Source organism: Vibrio sp. MOR3 (assembly GCF_001557775.1).
GTDB classification, from domain to species: domain Bacteria; phylum Pseudomonadota; class Gammaproteobacteria; order Enterobacterales; family Vibrionaceae; genus Vibrio; species Vibrio jasicida.
This window is the reverse complement of the sequence record NZ_LNRD01000010.1, coordinates 15,994-30,341: the sequence shown is the minus strand read 5'-3', so window position 1 is coordinate 30,341 and position 14,348 is coordinate 15,994. Positions and strand designations below refer to the sequence as shown.

12 protein-coding genes are annotated in these 14,348 nt (G+C 43.7%); 4 read left to right on the top strand and 8 right to left on the bottom strand.

The genetic code is table 11. The annotated features are described in order from the left end of the window. Nucleotides 1–42: 42 nt before the first annotated feature. On the bottom strand, nt 43–1,668 hold the full coding sequence (locus tag ATB76_RS18045) for a methyl-accepting chemotaxis protein (RefSeq protein ID WP_061035853.1): 1,626 nt from the start codon (nt 1,666–1,668) through the stop codon (nt 43–45). 482 nt (nt 1,669–2,150) lie between these two features. Between ATB76_RS18045 and queD the strand changes: the two genes are divergently transcribed. Beyond that, on the top strand, nt 2,151–2,513 hold the full coding sequence (gene queD / locus ATB76_RS18040) for a 6-carboxytetrahydropterin synthase QueD (protein WP_061035852.1): 363 nt from the start codon (nt 2,151–2,153) through the stop codon (nt 2,511–2,513). An 83-nt stretch (nt 2,514–2,596) separates the two neighbouring features. Here queD and ATB76_RS18035 read toward each other — a convergent pair whose 3' ends face one another. Then, nucleotides 2,597–3,385 carry a LuxR C-terminal-related transcriptional regulator gene (locus ATB76_RS18035; RefSeq protein WP_038882453.1) on the bottom strand — a complete coding sequence of 263 codons (789 nt, stop codon included), beginning with the start codon at nt 3,383–3,385 and terminating at the stop codon, nt 2,597–2,599. 265 nt (nt 3,386–3,650) lie between these two features. Here ATB76_RS18035 and ATB76_RS28485 point away from each other — a divergent pair, with 265 nt between their 5' ends. Next, nucleotides 3,651–3,788, top strand: a complete 138-nt coding sequence (locus ATB76_RS28485) for a hypothetical protein (RefSeq protein ID WP_164492046.1) — start codon at nt 3,651–3,653, stop codon at nt 3,786–3,788. A 69-nt stretch (nt 3,789–3,857) separates the two neighbouring features. Here the strand turns inward: ATB76_RS28485 and ATB76_RS18030 are convergent, their stop codons facing one another. The 5 genes from ATB76_RS18030 to ATB76_RS18010 all read right to left on the bottom strand — a co-directional run bounded on the left by ATB76_RS18030 (nt 3,858) and on the right by ATB76_RS18010 (nt 10,025). Continuing rightward, complete coding sequence (locus tag ATB76_RS18030) at nt 3,858–4,325, bottom strand: GNAT family N-acetyltransferase (RefSeq protein WP_038873543.1); 468 nt, start codon at nt 4,323–4,325, stop codon at nt 3,858–3,860. A gap of 107 nt (nt 4,326–4,432) precedes the next feature. Further along, a complete protein-coding gene (locus tag ATB76_RS18025; protein WP_061035851.1) occupies nt 4,433–6,148 on the bottom strand; it encodes an EAL domain-containing protein in 1,716 nt (571 codons plus the stop codon). A gap of 218 nt (nt 6,149–6,366) precedes the next feature. Continuing rightward, entirely contained in the window at nt 6,367–7,728 is a 1,362-nt protein-coding gene (locus ATB76_RS18020) for an L-serine ammonia-lyase (protein WP_038866452.1), read from the bottom strand. 97 nt (nt 7,729–7,825) lie between these two features. Beyond that, entirely contained in the window at nt 7,826–9,079 is a 1,254-nt protein-coding gene (locus ATB76_RS18015) for an aromatic amino acid transport family protein (RefSeq protein ID WP_038866453.1), read from the bottom strand. A gap of 346 nt (nt 9,080–9,425) precedes the next feature. Further along, nucleotides 9,426–10,025 (bottom strand): CoA pyrophosphatase, encoded by a 600-nt coding sequence (locus ATB76_RS18010; RefSeq protein WP_038866455.1) that lies wholly within the window; start codon nt 10,023–10,025, stop codon nt 9,426–9,428. Nucleotides 10,026–10,141: 116 nt separating this feature from the next. Here ATB76_RS18010 and ATB76_RS18005 point away from each other — a divergent pair, with 116 nt between their 5' ends. Both ATB76_RS18005 and ATB76_RS18000 read left to right on the top strand, forming a co-directional pair. Next, nucleotides 10,142–10,681: a heme NO-binding domain-containing protein gene (locus ATB76_RS18005; protein WP_042602318.1), complete on the top strand. Its 540-nt coding sequence runs from the start codon at nt 10,142–10,144 to the stop codon at nt 10,679–10,681. 6 nt (nt 10,682–10,687) lie between these two features. Then, nucleotides 10,688–12,388, top strand: a complete 1,701-nt coding sequence (locus ATB76_RS18000) for an ATP-binding protein (protein WP_061035850.1) — start codon at nt 10,688–10,690, stop codon at nt 12,386–12,388. Between the two features lie 71 nt (nt 12,389–12,459). Here ATB76_RS18000 and pabB read toward each other — a convergent pair whose 3' ends face one another. Next, nucleotides 12,460–13,830: an aminodeoxychorismate synthase component I gene (gene pabB / locus ATB76_RS17995; protein ID WP_061035849.1), complete on the bottom strand. Its 1,371-nt coding sequence runs from the start codon at nt 13,828–13,830 to the stop codon at nt 12,460–12,462. Nucleotides 13,831–14,348 lie beyond the last annotated feature (518 nt).

Sequence of the window (14,348 nt, the reverse complement as noted above, 5' to 3'; positions counted from 1 at the left end):
TCAGCTTCAACCTTTATATTCAATTTGGAGGGGAGAAATTTCTTATTTACTCGCCCTTTGTTCCTCAGACAGCGTAAATTGGTTAAGTAATAGCTCTAGACGTTCCGAAAGCTGCTCCAAATCAACGCTGATGTCACGTGTGTGAGATGCAGATTGCGAAGTTTCATTCGCGTGTCTTGTGATGGTGTCGACTTTCAACTGAATGTGTTTGCTCACCTCTGACGTAGTTTGTGTTTGATGTTGAATGTTTTCTGCATGTCTCAAAACTTGATGCATTTCGTCTACTACATCGCGCATGGTTTCGGAGAGCGCTTCGACATCGACGGAACGCTGATGAGCAAACTGGCACACATTATCGACCGAAGTGAGCGACTCTTCACTGCCTTGTTGAAATTGCACGATGATGCTTTCTATATTGCTGGTCGCTTGCGCTGTCCGAGAAGCAAGGTTACGGACTTCATCTGCGACAACCGCAAATCCACGGCCTTGGTCACCTGCACGAGCTGCTTCAATTGCGGCATTGAGAGCAAGTAGGTTGGTTTGTTCCGCAATACCTTTGATGACACCCAGGATGGATGATACTTCTGCGGTTTGTTGATTCAATGTTGTGATCTTCTCGCGCACCTTGTCGATATCGGTCACTAGGTTCTTGATGTCTTCACTTACATGGTGCGCTTGACTTGCACTGGCGGTTGCGACATCAACGGTATGGTTGACCAACGTTGTTGCATCAACGGTCGCTTGTTCTACGACACTTTGTTGTTGCAGCATGTCAGTGATATTGGTTTGCACTTCATTGGTTTCTACTTGCTGGTTGTCTGCCGCTTCATCGGTAGATTGAGCAACGTCGGTTAAGCGTCCGGCTGACCCTGCCAGTGAATGCGATGTTTCCTGAACTTTGTCCAAGCTTTGTGAGACCGTATCCATAAAGGAATTGATAGAATCCGATAACTGTCCAACTTCGTCTTTTTGCTTATGCTCTAAACGTATGGATAGATCCTTGCTCGCACTGACATTCGACATAAAACGCGACGTCATTTGTATTGGTCTAACGATGATTCTACGAATCAATCCCATGGTAATTAAAAAGCCCACAAACGCGATAACTGACATGATACCCATCGCAAACATGGCTTGTTTATTGATAAGAGAATTCACATGGCTCATGTTGTATTCCAAGCGGATTGTACCTAACACTTCGCCTTCTGGGGCAATATGGCAAGACACACAATTCGTACCACGATAGTTTTCGCTTGATTTCATAGGCAGTGCAACCACCAACCCTTTCCCCCAATCCGCACTGAAAGGCTCAATCACCAACTCACCGTTTAATGCTCTCTGGTCAATGTCATCTATCGGTTTTTGATTCGCATCGCCAGCGCCGTAAAATTTAGAGACTGCATCAGCACGAAGTACGCGCACTTGCTCTATGCCTTCTTGAGCGAGCGCTTTTTGTCGTAGGGTTTCTTTTTGCGACATCGTACCGGTGAGCATCATCATATTTAGGCTATCGAAGTAGTTGCTTGCCTTATCGTGTAGTTGTTCACTCAGCACGTCATTAATAAGTGTTTTTTGTTGAAAGTATTGATAGCCAGTCGATGCAGCTAACACGCAAGTGAAGACAACTATCAGTGCCAGTAACAGTTTGAAGGTAATCGTTGAGCGCATATTTTTATAAGTGTAATTGGAACGAATTCCACAATATTAAGGGCTTAGCGTGGTATGAGCGATGGATAGGGCGAATGAATGTGACCCTAAACAACGTAGGGTTATGTAAATGTGATGTAAGTAGGGTGTAATCAATGGATTGGCGCTGCGCCAATTTTTAGACGAAGGGGGGGCCTAAATTTCAATTATTCTTTCTTGTTTAACCGGTTGTTAACCCGAGGTCGTGTAATCTCTTTTTGTACTCTTAGAGTCGTCAAAGTAGGGAAGTTTGGGGTATGTATGACCCTACTTCATTTTCCTAACCATTTTTCTGGAATCTCCAGATTTGGCAATCTTCAAGATGCTTGGAGGTTGCCGTTTTTTATCAGTTAATCATTCTGAATCAATGAATCGTTTTCCTCTTTCTCATGTTATTGATAAAGGTTGTCATTAAAGGGTGAATTCCTTAGTATTGCGTGTCTTTTTAAAGCCTGAGAATCAAGATGAAAACAGAATTATACAAAGAGTTTATGTTCGAAGCAGCACATCACTTGCCGCACGTACCGGAAGGTCACAAGTGTGGTCGTTTGCACGGACACTCTTTCTTAGTTCGTCTTTATGTAGAGGGTGAAGTTGACCCACATACAGGTTGGGTGATTGATTTTTCAGAAATCAAAGCGGCATTCAAACCAACTTACGATCGTTTGGATCATTACTACTTGAATGATATCGAAGGTCTAGAAAACCCAACAAGTGAAGTACTCGCGAAGTGGATTTGGCAAGAGCTTAAGCCAAGTTTGTCGCTACTGAGTAAAGTTGAGATCAAAGAAACTTGTACCGCAGGTTGTATCTACAAAGGCGAATAATTTCGTTCTGTACACAGACAATAAAGGCAAGCTAATCGGCTTGCCTTTTTCTTTTGTTAGCCTGAAATCAGAGACAAAAGAGGTCAGTACCCAATTCCGTTTCGTAGGGCGAATTGGACTAACTCAGAATGAGTTTCTAATTCCAGCATGTCCATCAACCGGTATTTGTGAGATTCAATAGTTCGTGGACTCAAATTAAGCGCTATCGCGATTTGTTTTGCAGACAAGCCGTTGGCTATGTGCCCGAGGACATCACATTGACGACGACTTAGTCTTAACATTTTGTTGTTCTCATTACTCGTCTTCATGTCTGGCTTGTGTAAGCTGCGATGCAACTTAGAGTGCTGCCAATAAGAAAGCCAAACTTGCGAAAGAAATGTGACTTGATTCAATTGGGCTTCATTCAAACCACAACGATTTTCGCCAAAAATAGTAAATGAAACGCCACCCCAGCGTTGACCAAACTGACTCAGTGGGATGGTGTAATGGCAACATGCGCCTTGTGCTGCCAGCATTCTTAGTAATGCCACATCACTACTTTCAAGCGAAGCTCGGTTGAAAATCTGAGTTTGTTCCGAGTTACCGATAAGACGAAGGTACCTCTCGGCGTCTTCTATGCCGACTTGCTCTGCTGTGACGACTTTATGTGGTGGACGTGCGACAGCAAGCGTTTTCCCTTGGTTGAAAAACAGCATTGAGTTGGGAAACATGGTCATTCGATCGATTTCGAACCAGTTCATGGCTTCCGTCATGAATTCGCGAAGTTTGACTTCGCACTTGTCTGCTTCAGAGGAGGTAAGTGATGTTGCTTGCCTCATCATAAGCGCTTCAAAAGTTTCAGCTTCTATTGTCTTACCTATCTCACTGTCCATTAAAACGACTCGTACGGAATGAATTTTATAAATGCAGTAATTTTACTCTACATTCTGACTATCAGATTTTGCAAAATGTCGGTGCTTTATTTCGAACTTCTTGGAATAACGCACATGCTTCCTATTTGGTGAATGGGTGGGGGAAGATCTATTCTAAACCTAAATATTACACCTTTATAGGCAGATACACAGACTTTAAGTATAGGTTTTTGGCGAGCAGCTGTTTCAAATTTGGCTAATTTTATCGCCATCCGGAGGGGTAACAATGAAAATGATGAAGCTTCGCTACCGTGCAGGGGCGTATGGTAAATGGGTTGAAGTAGTGGTGTCTGCGTTTGTTGCAGAAGAGTTAGCAAAGGAGTACACCGGTTACGGCTGGCAAGCTGAAGTCGTAACGGTATGATTTTGAGAGGAAGGCAGGTGTGCTAATTACCCTGCCTTTACAACATAAATAACATCGATGCCTAATCTATCAGTTCAGAGAATGACGCAAGATCAGCGCCTTTCCACTCTCTTCATAAATTGTCTTTTGGGTGTTATCGAACCCTGCCGATTCAAACAATCTAATTCCAATGTCATTACTACTAGATACTGTCGCACACACAGAGCTGCTTTCAGTGTCAATCGCGTAGCCATAGATCATCAGTTTTTGTAGCGTTGCTTTTCCAATTCCTTGCTGTTGAAAGCGCTTATCGACCATAAGATAGCTTAAACCCAATTCATGGCGTTTGGCGAAGGGAGCGTGTTGGGCGAAGGCTTTGTCTATCACTAAATATCCGACAATAAGATAGTCATGAAAGATGGTATAAAACACCTCTGACTTACTACGTTGCTGGTAAGCCTGTTCAAATGGCTTAAAAAATCCTTTTTGATCTTCTTGCACTTCCAGTTGCATCAAGCTGGCAAAATCTTTCAGCTTGGCAGGTTTAATGGCGATCATGGTCTGAATCTGTTCAGAGGCGGTAAACACAATACCGCCATTATAGTTGTGGACATTAAAAGGACGCAATCTGGTTCTGTGTGGATTTTGCTATTAAATAGAGGTCGCTAGCGGCAAAGCGGATAATAAAAGCCTTGATGAATGTGCGCACCAAGTGTGGTTAGTAAATGGGCACATTCTGCGGTCTCCACACCTTCCACGATGACTGCACAGTGGTATGTGTGTCCCATCGCAATAAGCTGACGTAACGTTTCTACTTTTTTGTCGTCTTGCTTCAGGTTGATAACAAACAAACGGTCAATCTTGAGATAACTTGGTGTAATTTGACTGATGAGCTCGACATTGTTGTTACCAGTCCCGAAATCATCAATGCTGATTTTGCACCCGATGGCTTTGAGCTTGTTGATGTTATTGAAGATCTCCTGCGTATAGTACATCGACGCATTTTCTGTGATTTCAATCGTCAGAAGTGAACAGTCCAATTGAGCCAATAAGCGATACAGGCGTGTGAAATTACGTTTCTCCAGTAGAGAAGGGCACACGTTGATACTCAGAGGAGCGAGTAAGGATTTTGATTTGCCATACACGAGCCTGATGACCAATAAGGTATGATTGATTAGAAATCCATTGGCGATTAATGACTCAATAAACTTTTGAGTGTTTTTAACCTTAAAGCGCGATAGGACTTCATAGTGGATATTCTGTCGATTTGATGTGTTGTGGATAGGTTCAAGTTTGAGATTGAACTGACGGATAGCCCAAAGGTAAGTGGCTAATGAGCGAAGTTTGTTATGTCTAAAGGCAAGCATTAGAATAAAGCTCAAAACAAGGATGCTACTAATAGGCCCTTTTACGTAATACACCTCTTTGTAACCGTTTTCGTTGACGTTATACAAGAACGATTGCCCGTTGGTATCACCAATTTCTAGCGCTGTGCCAGTATTGGTACACACTTTCATGCCAGACAAAAACATGCGAGACATATGGCTCTCAAAGCTATTCGATACATTCACGTTTTTTACTCTGACGAGGACTTGTGCACCGTTAAATATAAACGAATGGGTTGTGTAGTTTTCGTTGTTTAACCAGCTTTCTCTGTCTTTTTTGTTCACTGGGACCACTGCTTCTGGCGTGACTAGACAACGAATGTTGTGCCTGTCGATCATCAATGCTGACTCGACTAATTGAACATTATCAAATAAGCCTTTTAATTGGTCTTCATGCCCAAAACAACTCTGTTGGGCGAGATCTTGTGCGAAGTTCATTGCATCATCAAAATAGTTTTGCTTAACAATCGTCCCGATGCTGTAAAAACAAATGGCAATATACAGCGCGATGGTAAAGCCAATAAAGCACAACAAATTCAGGTATAGCGCTCTACTACGTAAGCAAATAGCAGCGGCCATTCTTACGCTATGAACGGCTTGCTGGTGGATTCTCGCTTGTTGAAGAAGCCCATCTTTTTGTGCGTGTTGGCTATCGTATGGCACAAAATATCCCTTTCGGTGAATGTTTTCGATGAGAGACTTTTGGGTCTCTATATGATTCTTTGTTAGTTGCCTGAACTTTTTCCTTATGGACGCAACAGCGTTCTTAAATCCATTTTCCGGCAACATCAAGTGATGTTGCGCTGACAACTTCTTTTCGATTTTCCTCTGGCTAATAGGCGCGTTTAAGCTCCCAAAAGCGGCAATGGTGCTAAGGATTAAGTATTCGATTCTGCTTACGGGAATAGAAGAGTGGATGGAGTTATTGAGCTGTAATGAAAGTTCTTTTTCGGACAAGCAAACGCAGATTTGGTTTCCAAGTTCAAACCTAATCATGTGTTAAAGCGCTCCAGGATTAATTTTTGAATACGTTATCAATATTGAGATAGCAGGTATGTGACCTTCTACGGGCATATCCTAAACTTCTGGATATAGTGACAATTTTAGATTTTTTTATAAAGCTCAATCCAGAGAGATTTTACATGGGGAAAGATCTTTAGGCGAAAAAAAGCCCGAGCGAGTTGCTCGGGCTTCTGATGGGAGAGGTTGGGAGATTAGCAGATAACTTTTACTGCTAGGCCGCCTTGAGATGTCTCACGGTATTTTGCGTTCATGTCTTTACCAGTCTCTAGCATAGTTTCGATAACCTTATCTAGAGAAACTGTCGGTGCAGATGAGCGACGCAGTGCCATACGAGTTGAGTTGATCGCTTTTACTGCCGCGATACCGTTACGCTCGATACACGGAACCTGTACCTGACCTGCAACAGGGTCACACGTTAGACCTAGGTTGTGCTCCATTGCGATTTCTGCAGCCATACATACTTGCTCAGGGCTACCACCCATAAGCTCAGCAAGGCCTGCTGCTGCCATAGAACATGCCACGCCAACTTCACCCTGACAGCCTACTTCTGCGCCAGAGATAGACGCGTTGCGTTTGTAAAGACCACCGATCGCGCCAGAAGCGGCGAAGTAACGGATGTAATCTTTTTCAGTCACGGTTTGGATGAACTTGTCGTAGTAAGCCAGTACCGCAGGGATGATGCCACATGCGCCGTTTGTTGGTGCTGTCACAACACGACCACCTGCTGCGTTCTCTTCGTTTACTGCGAAAGCGAACATGTTTACCCAGTCAACAACCGACATTGGATCGTTTGTTGTTTTTTCAGAAGTAAGCAGTTGCTGACGAAGTGCTGCTGCACGACGAGGTACGCGTAGTGGACCAGGCAGAATACCTTCTTCGTTCATACCACGATCCATACATTCGCGCATGGTGCGCCAGATGTTCGCGAAGTATGTACGAGTTTCTTCATCAGAGTGAAGAGAGTGTTCGTTTTTCATCACAAGTGCACTAATAGAAAGACCACTTTCTTTACACTGGTTAACGAGCTCTTCTGCTGTCGTGTATTCGTAAGGAACCTTGATTGGGTTCTCAATCTCTTTACCGAAGTTTTCTTCATCAACGATGAAGCCGCCACCGATAGAGTAGTAAGTCTTTGAGTACACTTTTTCGTCTTCGATCCACGCGTGGATCTGCATGCCGTTTTCATGTAGCTCAAGGTTAGTAGTATGGAAGTTCATACCACCGTCTTTCGGGAACGATACTGTGTGACAGTGCATGCCAACAGGAAGGCGTTCAGTTTCTTCTACTCGAGCGATGAAGCCCGGAATAGAGTCGATATCAACTTTCTCAGGGGAGTTGCCTGCAAGACCCATGATGATGGCGATATCCGTGTGGTGACCTTTCCCTGTCAGTGATAGTGAACCATAAACGTCAACGGTGATTTTAGTGATGTCGCGCAGTTTTCCCATCGCACGAAGGTCATCAATAAACTCTTTACCCGCTTTCATTGGACCTACAGTATGTGAGCTTGAAGGACCAACACCGATCTTATAGATATCAAAAACACTAATCATATCGATTACCTCAGAACAAAGCCTCCCAAGGGGAGTTGGGAGGCTTTTTATTATCGTTATATTCTTGGATTAATCATGCTTTATAAAAGAGCAGTGATTAAAGAGCGCCGTAGATTACAGAACTAATTGCCGCAAGACCACAGATTGCTGTGAAAATCTGTACAGGTGCTGAAGTTTTGTACTTCGCCATTGCTGGCACTTTCTGCATCGCGAATACAGGCATCAAGAATAGGATAGCTGCAATCATTGGTGCACCCATCGTTTCAATCATGCCTAGGATGCTTGGGTTAACGATAGCAACAATCCAAGTCGTCACAACGATGAAGATAAGAGACGCTTTTTCAATCTTGCTCTTAGGAGATTCAGAGCGAGACTTGATTAGACCTACTAGACCTTCGTGAGCACCTAGGAAGTGACCGAAGTAGCTAGAAGTGATTGCTGCGAATGCAACCAATGGGCCCATGTAAGAGATCAGTGGTGATTCGTGAACGTTCGCTAGGTAAGAAAGAACTGAGATGTTTTGCTCTTGCGCAGTTGCTAGTTGCTCTGGAGATAGAGAAAGCACTACAGAGAATACGAAGAACATTACAAAGCCCATCAGCATCATCGCTGCGCCGCCAGTGATAGAGTCAGTCTTCTTAACTGCGTCATCACCGTACACACGACGTTGTTCTTTAGAGAACTGAGAGATGATTGGGCTGTGGTTGAATGAGAATACGATGATTGGAATTGCTAGCCAAACGATTGAAGGCATTTCGCCCCAGTTTGGAGACACTTCCATCATTGATGTATTCCAATCAGGAATTAGGTAGAAAGACAGTGCTAGTAGGACAAATACTAGAGGGTAAACCATTGCTGATGTTGCTTTCAGCATTAGCTCTTTACCGAATACTACACCCGCAGTCATCGCAGCGATTAACGCGCCAGAAAGTAGCCAGCGAGGAATAGATTCCATACCCATTTGGTTAACTAGGAAAGAGTCAACCGTGTTTGTGATACCAACACCGTAGATAAGTACGATAGGGTAGATAGCGAAGAAGTATGCAAAAGTAATAAGGTTTGCGCCTGTCTTACCGAAGTGCTCTTCTACTGTGTCAGTGATATCAGCTTCAGGGTTTTTCGCAGAAAGTACGAAACGAGCGAGAGATTTGTGTGCGAACCAAGTCATTGGTGCCGCGATTAGAGCAAGGATAACTAATGGCCAGAAACCGCCAGCACCTGCTTTAATTGGAAGGAAAAGTACACCTGCACCTACTGCTGTACCAAATAGGGACAAACACCAGGTGAAGTCTTTGTAAGAAAACTTACTAGACGATTGTGCGGTTGAAGCCGCAGTAGTAGTTGTATTCATTTTTGAGTTACTCATTTTGGGAACAGGAAATAAGTCGGGAGCAATTTTGCAAGATTTTGCACTAGGAAAATTAGATCTAAATCATGTATTGCTCGAGCTTATTGAATGATATGTCAAAAACCTGCTTTTTATCACGAAAATGGCGTGCTACACGTGATAATTGCTAATGAGTGAAATTAGAAAAACTTATCTGAAGCGGTTGTTGTATAAATTTTTCTCACCGCAAGCGTTTGCCTTATAAAAATCAAATTAAACTAATGTGAATTGATGTTTGAAAAATAACTTTTTATTAATATAGATGCACATGATGTTTGGTTTTAAAGTCAACTTAATATTGATAAAGCAGTTACTTAGAAATGATGTGTTTTTGCATAGATTCGATGATCTGTGCGGTCATTCCCCAAATAAAATGCTGCTGATATGGGATGGCAAAGACGCGATGACTAGTGTTTCTTAGGTTGAATTTTGAACTGTACAGCTTTTCAGGGTTTAAAATATGATTGGCTGGGACTTCAAAAACTGAGGCAACTTCGTTGGGGTCAATTTGCGTTGTGTAGTCTGGAGAAATGAAGGCCAAAAACGGTGTCACATTAAATTGGCTAATCGTTGGCAGCTTTGGCAGCTGACCAAATACCTTTATATGCTTTTCATGAATACCAATTTCTTCTTCGGCTTCTCGCAGTGCCGTATTCACAAGAGTGTGATCCTCAGTCTCATATTTTCCCCCTGGGAAGCTAATTTGGCCAGGATGGTGTCGTAAATGTTCGGCTCGCTTGGTCAAAATCACTTGCATCCCTTCTTTTCTCTCAACAAAGCCAATTAACACCGCGGCATCACGAAGTGAGGTGTCTTTCAAATGTGCTAATCGGCCCAAAGACTCTTGGTGATAGCCTGTCGGTAAATGGAATTGGAAGTTTTGCAACAATGTTGTTTTATCAATGACCAAATCGGAGTCCTTAAGAAGTCAGCTGACGAATGGATTCGTATTATATTAATTTGAAACTTATAGCGTTATACACCATTCTTTATTTTAAGACGTCACTATAAGGTTAGCTGAATACGATGAAAGGAATCATTTTCACGGAGTTCATGGAGTTAGTGGAAGAGAAGTTTGGTCTTGAGGTTCTCGATCAGGTTTTGGATTTATCTAACGACGAAGGTATTTACACCTCAGTAGGCAGTTATGATCATCGAGACCTTGTTAAGTTGATCGTTAATCTCAGTAAAGTGTCTGATATTCCCCCTGAAACGCTTCAAGAAGTGTTTGGTGAGTGTGTCTTCCAGAATCTACTCAAATCGATTCCGAATCACGCCAGTCTGCAACAGTGCAGCACGACGTTCCAATTCGTGCGCCATGTAGAGGACTTCATTCACGTGGAAGTGAAGAAACTCTATCCCGATGCAAATCCTCCGCAGTTTGACTTTATCAGTGAGACAGAATCGGAAATGGTGTTTGACTATCGAAGCGCGCGCTGTATGGCTCATGTTTGCTTCGGTCTAATACAAGGGTGCGCTCAGCACTTTAATGAAACGATAGAAATTAAACATCAGAATCAATCGGAAGATGGAAGCCAAGTGCGTTTTTGGCTGGAGGCTCAATAACCAAATATGACGGGAAATTCCTCATTAGAAAGGAAACTCAAGCGAGAAGTCGCGTCGCGTAAAGCCGCTGAATCACTGTTAGAGCAAAAGAGTTTAGAACTGTATGAATCTAACCAACAGTTAAGTGTGGCGCTAAAAAAGCTCGAGATGAAGTCAGAGAAAGATCTGCGCAAATTTGAGTTCGAAGAGCAAATCGATGCCACCTTGATTAGGTTCGGACGTACTTTCCTTTCTAGCACCTTCGATGAAACCATGATTGCCAGTTTCTTGGAACAGCTGACATCAAACTCTGTTGTGTCGGGGGCTTACCTGTATTTAGAAGCTGAGCGTTTGAGCTCATTACGTCGGCATCAATTTGGACATTTGGCGTTAGCGCATGATGCGCCTATCGCCAATAAACCGCGTTGGAACGGGAATGCTCTCTATCTCCCAATTACAATAGACGCCAATATTCTTGGTGAGTTGATCTTTTCTGTTGCGCTTGATCAAGTCGAACAGGAGTTTATTTCTAAGCAAATGGTGTTGGTTTCAGACTTGGTTCATGGCGTTATTAGCCGTCACTTGAGCTTAGAACGTGAGGTTGAACTGCGTAAGCGTGCCGAGGCCTCCGAGAAGGCGACCAAAGAGTTCGTTGCCATGATCAACCATGAGCTGAGAACGCCGCTAAATGGTGTGCTCGGCAGTGCCGATCTGCTGAGTAAGACCGCCCTTGGGGATGAGCAACAACAGTATCTGAGTAATCTTACGCATTCTGGGGACCTACTTAGAGTCATCATCAACGACTTGCTCGACTTCAGTAAGATGAACGCTGGGATGATGGAAATCATCGATAAAGTTTTCGCTTGGAAAGCGCTAGAGGATGCATTAACTGGCGTATTTGCGGCTAAAGCTGCCGAGAAGCGCATTCATTTCTCTATTGATAAGAAACTCGGGATACCTGAGTTTTTGGTCGGAGATTTTGAGCGGATTACCCAGATCTTGGTTAACCTAATCGGTAATGCGATTAAGTTTACTCAACTCGGAGGTGTGGTACTGCGTGTCGAATGGAACAATGGCTTTGCACATTTTGAAATAGAAGACACCGGCATTGGTATTCCGCTAGAAGCACAACAAGCGTTGTTTGATCCTTTTGTTCAAGCAGACCGCTCTACAAAGCGCAGTTTTGAAGGGTCAGGTTTAGGTTTGGCGATTTGTAAGAACCTTGTCGATCTGATGAAAGGACAGATCAGCTATGTCAGCGAGCCACGCAAAGGGACAACGTTCCAAGTCGTGGTACCGCTTAAACGAGGAGACGCGCCCGCAAATTTAGCCGGGTCGGAGGCAACCGGTCGACAAATTGAGTTGGCAGGAAGAAACATTTTAGTTGTAGATGATATTCGGATGAATCAGGTCATCGTCACTCAAATGCTTAAAAAACTCGATATCACACCCGATCTAAAAAATAACGGCTTGGAGGCATTGGAGGCTGTTAAAAACAAAGACTACGAATTGATATTCATGGATTGTCGAATGCCAGAGATGGATGGGTATGAAGCCACGGTTCACCTTAGAGAGGATGGCTTTAACAATCCCATTATTGCACTCACAGCGGGGACGACGTTAGAAGAAAGGAAAAAGTGCATCGAATCTGGTATGGATGACATCCTTACCAAGCCCTACACCGCGGCAGATATCGAACAAGTGATGTGTAAGTGGCTCAAAGAATAGCGCTAGTAGAATAAAAACAAACGGCTCTGTAAGAACAACAGAGCCGTTTTTAGTTTCTTCCACGTTAACTTTTACTTTAGTGCTGGTAGAATTTTCGAAAGCTTGTCTAAGGTTTCTTGATATTCCGAGGCACAATCACTGTCAGCCACCACACCGCCGCCAGCCCATGCATACAGTTTGTTGTTTTCTGCAACGAGCGTTCGAATAGTGATGCTGGTATCCATACGACCATGGCGTGAGATATAACCAATACTGCCACAGTAAGCGCTGCGACGATGCGGTTCTAGTTCTTCAATGATTTGCATCGCACGGACTTTAGGTGCTCCGGTGATTGAACCGCCTGGGAAGCAAGCTCGAAGCAAATCCGCCGCGGAATATTGCGGATCTAGATTGGCTCGAATGGTACTCACCAAATGGTGAACGGCAGGGAAGCTCTCAATATCAAACAACTTTGGCACATGGACACTACCTGGAGAAGCAACACGCCCAATGTCATTACGCAGCAAGTCCACAATCATCAAGTTTTCTGCCTGATCTTTCTCTGCGGTTTGTAAATCTTGCGCATTGGCTTGGTCTTGAAGGGTATCCGCACCGCGTGGTCGAGTGCCTTTGATTGGTTTGGTCTCGATAACGTTGTCTTTCAGTTCCAAGAATCGTTCTGGAGAAATACTCAACAGCGTAGATTTTGGCATACGAATAAATGCTGAGAAGGGCGCTTGGTTTGCTGCTTCCAGCTTTAAATACGCTTGCCACTCGCTTCCTTGATAAGAAGCATTAAAGCGTTGCGCCAAGTTGATTTGGTAACAGTCGCCACTCAACAAGTATTCTTGAACACGGTCAAAACGTGAAGCGTAAGACGCTTGCGTCATGTTCGATTGCCAATCGCCAATCAGCTTGAAGTCTTCAACATTAGCTGGAGATTGTGAATTAAGCCACTGCCATGCTTGTTCAATGTTTTGGCCTACAACACACGCTTTTTCTAGTTTGTGGTCTACCACCAATGCCCATTCATACAACCCAACAGCCATGTCTGGCGTTTGAAGATCTTTGGTTGCAAGTTCTGGCATAGATTCAACACGGCGACCTAGATCGTAACTGAAATAACCCAGCGCACCGCCGACAAACGGCAGATCCCACTTTGCGCCCAACTCAAGGTTTGGCAAAAGCTGTTGTTGGAGCTCGTCTAACAGCGAGAACGGGTCATCTTGAGAGACGAATTCTTGCGTGTCTGTTTTGATTTGCGTATCGCCAGCGACGGTCTCTAGCGTTGCGATTGGATTGGCAACCAATACATCAAATCGGCTGTCTATGTGCGTCTCAGAAGCGGAGCGTAAAAGCATCGCCCAAGGCTGCTGTTCGATACGAGAAAATAGGGAAATAGCGAGGTCGTTGGCGTAATCCAATGCCTTAAAATCAAGCAATTGCGTATCCATGTTGTTCATTTGTTTAAATTGTGACAAAGAGTTCGTTCACTGCATGGCATGTCATGGGCTGCAAGAGTATCATAAACGCCACTATACCCAAATAATCTCTAGATACATGATTCAGCGAGAATGATTTGGTTCGCATACGCGACGACGATTCGTATTTTTTAGTGGGTCTAAATCAAGAATCGTCAACACTGTATGCGAGTCAAAGCAACTCGCCCTTCGGGAGCAAGCCACTGCTTTAAGAGAGCTTTGCGTTTGAACTTTCGTAAGTGTTTTACAACGATTCACTTACTGAGTTCTCTAAGTGGCGCCGCTATGAACTTGTATACGGGGGTTATTTGGGTATAGCGCCAAACTACCTCTATACAAGGGTTTGAGGTGGTTTTACTATATGGAAGGCGACTTCATCTAATCGTGTGTCGATATCAGCCGTTCGACAATTTGTTCACATAAAACGAAGCTCATTTAGAGCAATAAGCTCAATAAACACGAAAGAAGCCAGCCAATAATGGAAGCAAAGCATAACAATA

Coding starts and splice junctions, on each gene's coding strand:
- ATB76_RS18000 (WP_061035850.1), top strand. CDS start 10,688: ATGACGGGAAATTCCTCATTAGAAAGGAAACTCAAGCGAGAAGTCGCG.
- ATB76_RS18045 (WP_061035853.1), bottom strand. CDS start 1,668: ATGCGCTCAACGATTACCTTCAAACTGTTACTGGCACTGATAGTTGTC.
- ATB76_RS18020 (WP_038866452.1), bottom strand. CDS start 7,728: ATGATTAGTGTTTTTGATATCTATAAGATCGGTGTTGGTCCTTCAAGC.
- ATB76_RS18005 (WP_042602318.1), top strand. CDS start 10,142: ATGAAAGGAATCATTTTCACGGAGTTCATGGAGTTAGTGGAAGAGAAG.
- ATB76_RS18025 (WP_061035851.1), bottom strand. CDS start 6,148: ATGATTAGGTTTGAACTTGGAAACCAAATCTGCGTTTGCTTGTCCGAA.
- ATB76_RS18015 (WP_038866453.1), bottom strand. CDS start 9,079: ATGAATACAACTACTACTGCGGCTTCAACCGCACAATCGTCTAGTAAG.
- ATB76_RS18035 (WP_038882453.1), bottom strand. CDS start 3,385: ATGGACAGTGAGATAGGTAAGACAATAGAAGCTGAAACTTTTGAAGCG.
- ATB76_RS28485 (WP_164492046.1), top strand. CDS start 3,651: ATGAAAATGATGAAGCTTCGCTACCGTGCAGGGGCGTATGGTAAATGG.
- queD (WP_061035852.1), top strand. CDS start 2,151: ATGAAAACAGAATTATACAAAGAGTTTATGTTCGAAGCAGCACATCAC.
- ATB76_RS18030 (WP_038873543.1), bottom strand. CDS start 4,325: ATGATCGCCATTAAACCTGCCAAGCTGAAAGATTTTGCCAGCTTGATG.
- pabB (WP_061035849.1), bottom strand. CDS start 13,830: ATGAACAACATGGATACGCAATTGCTTGATTTTAAGGCATTGGATTAC.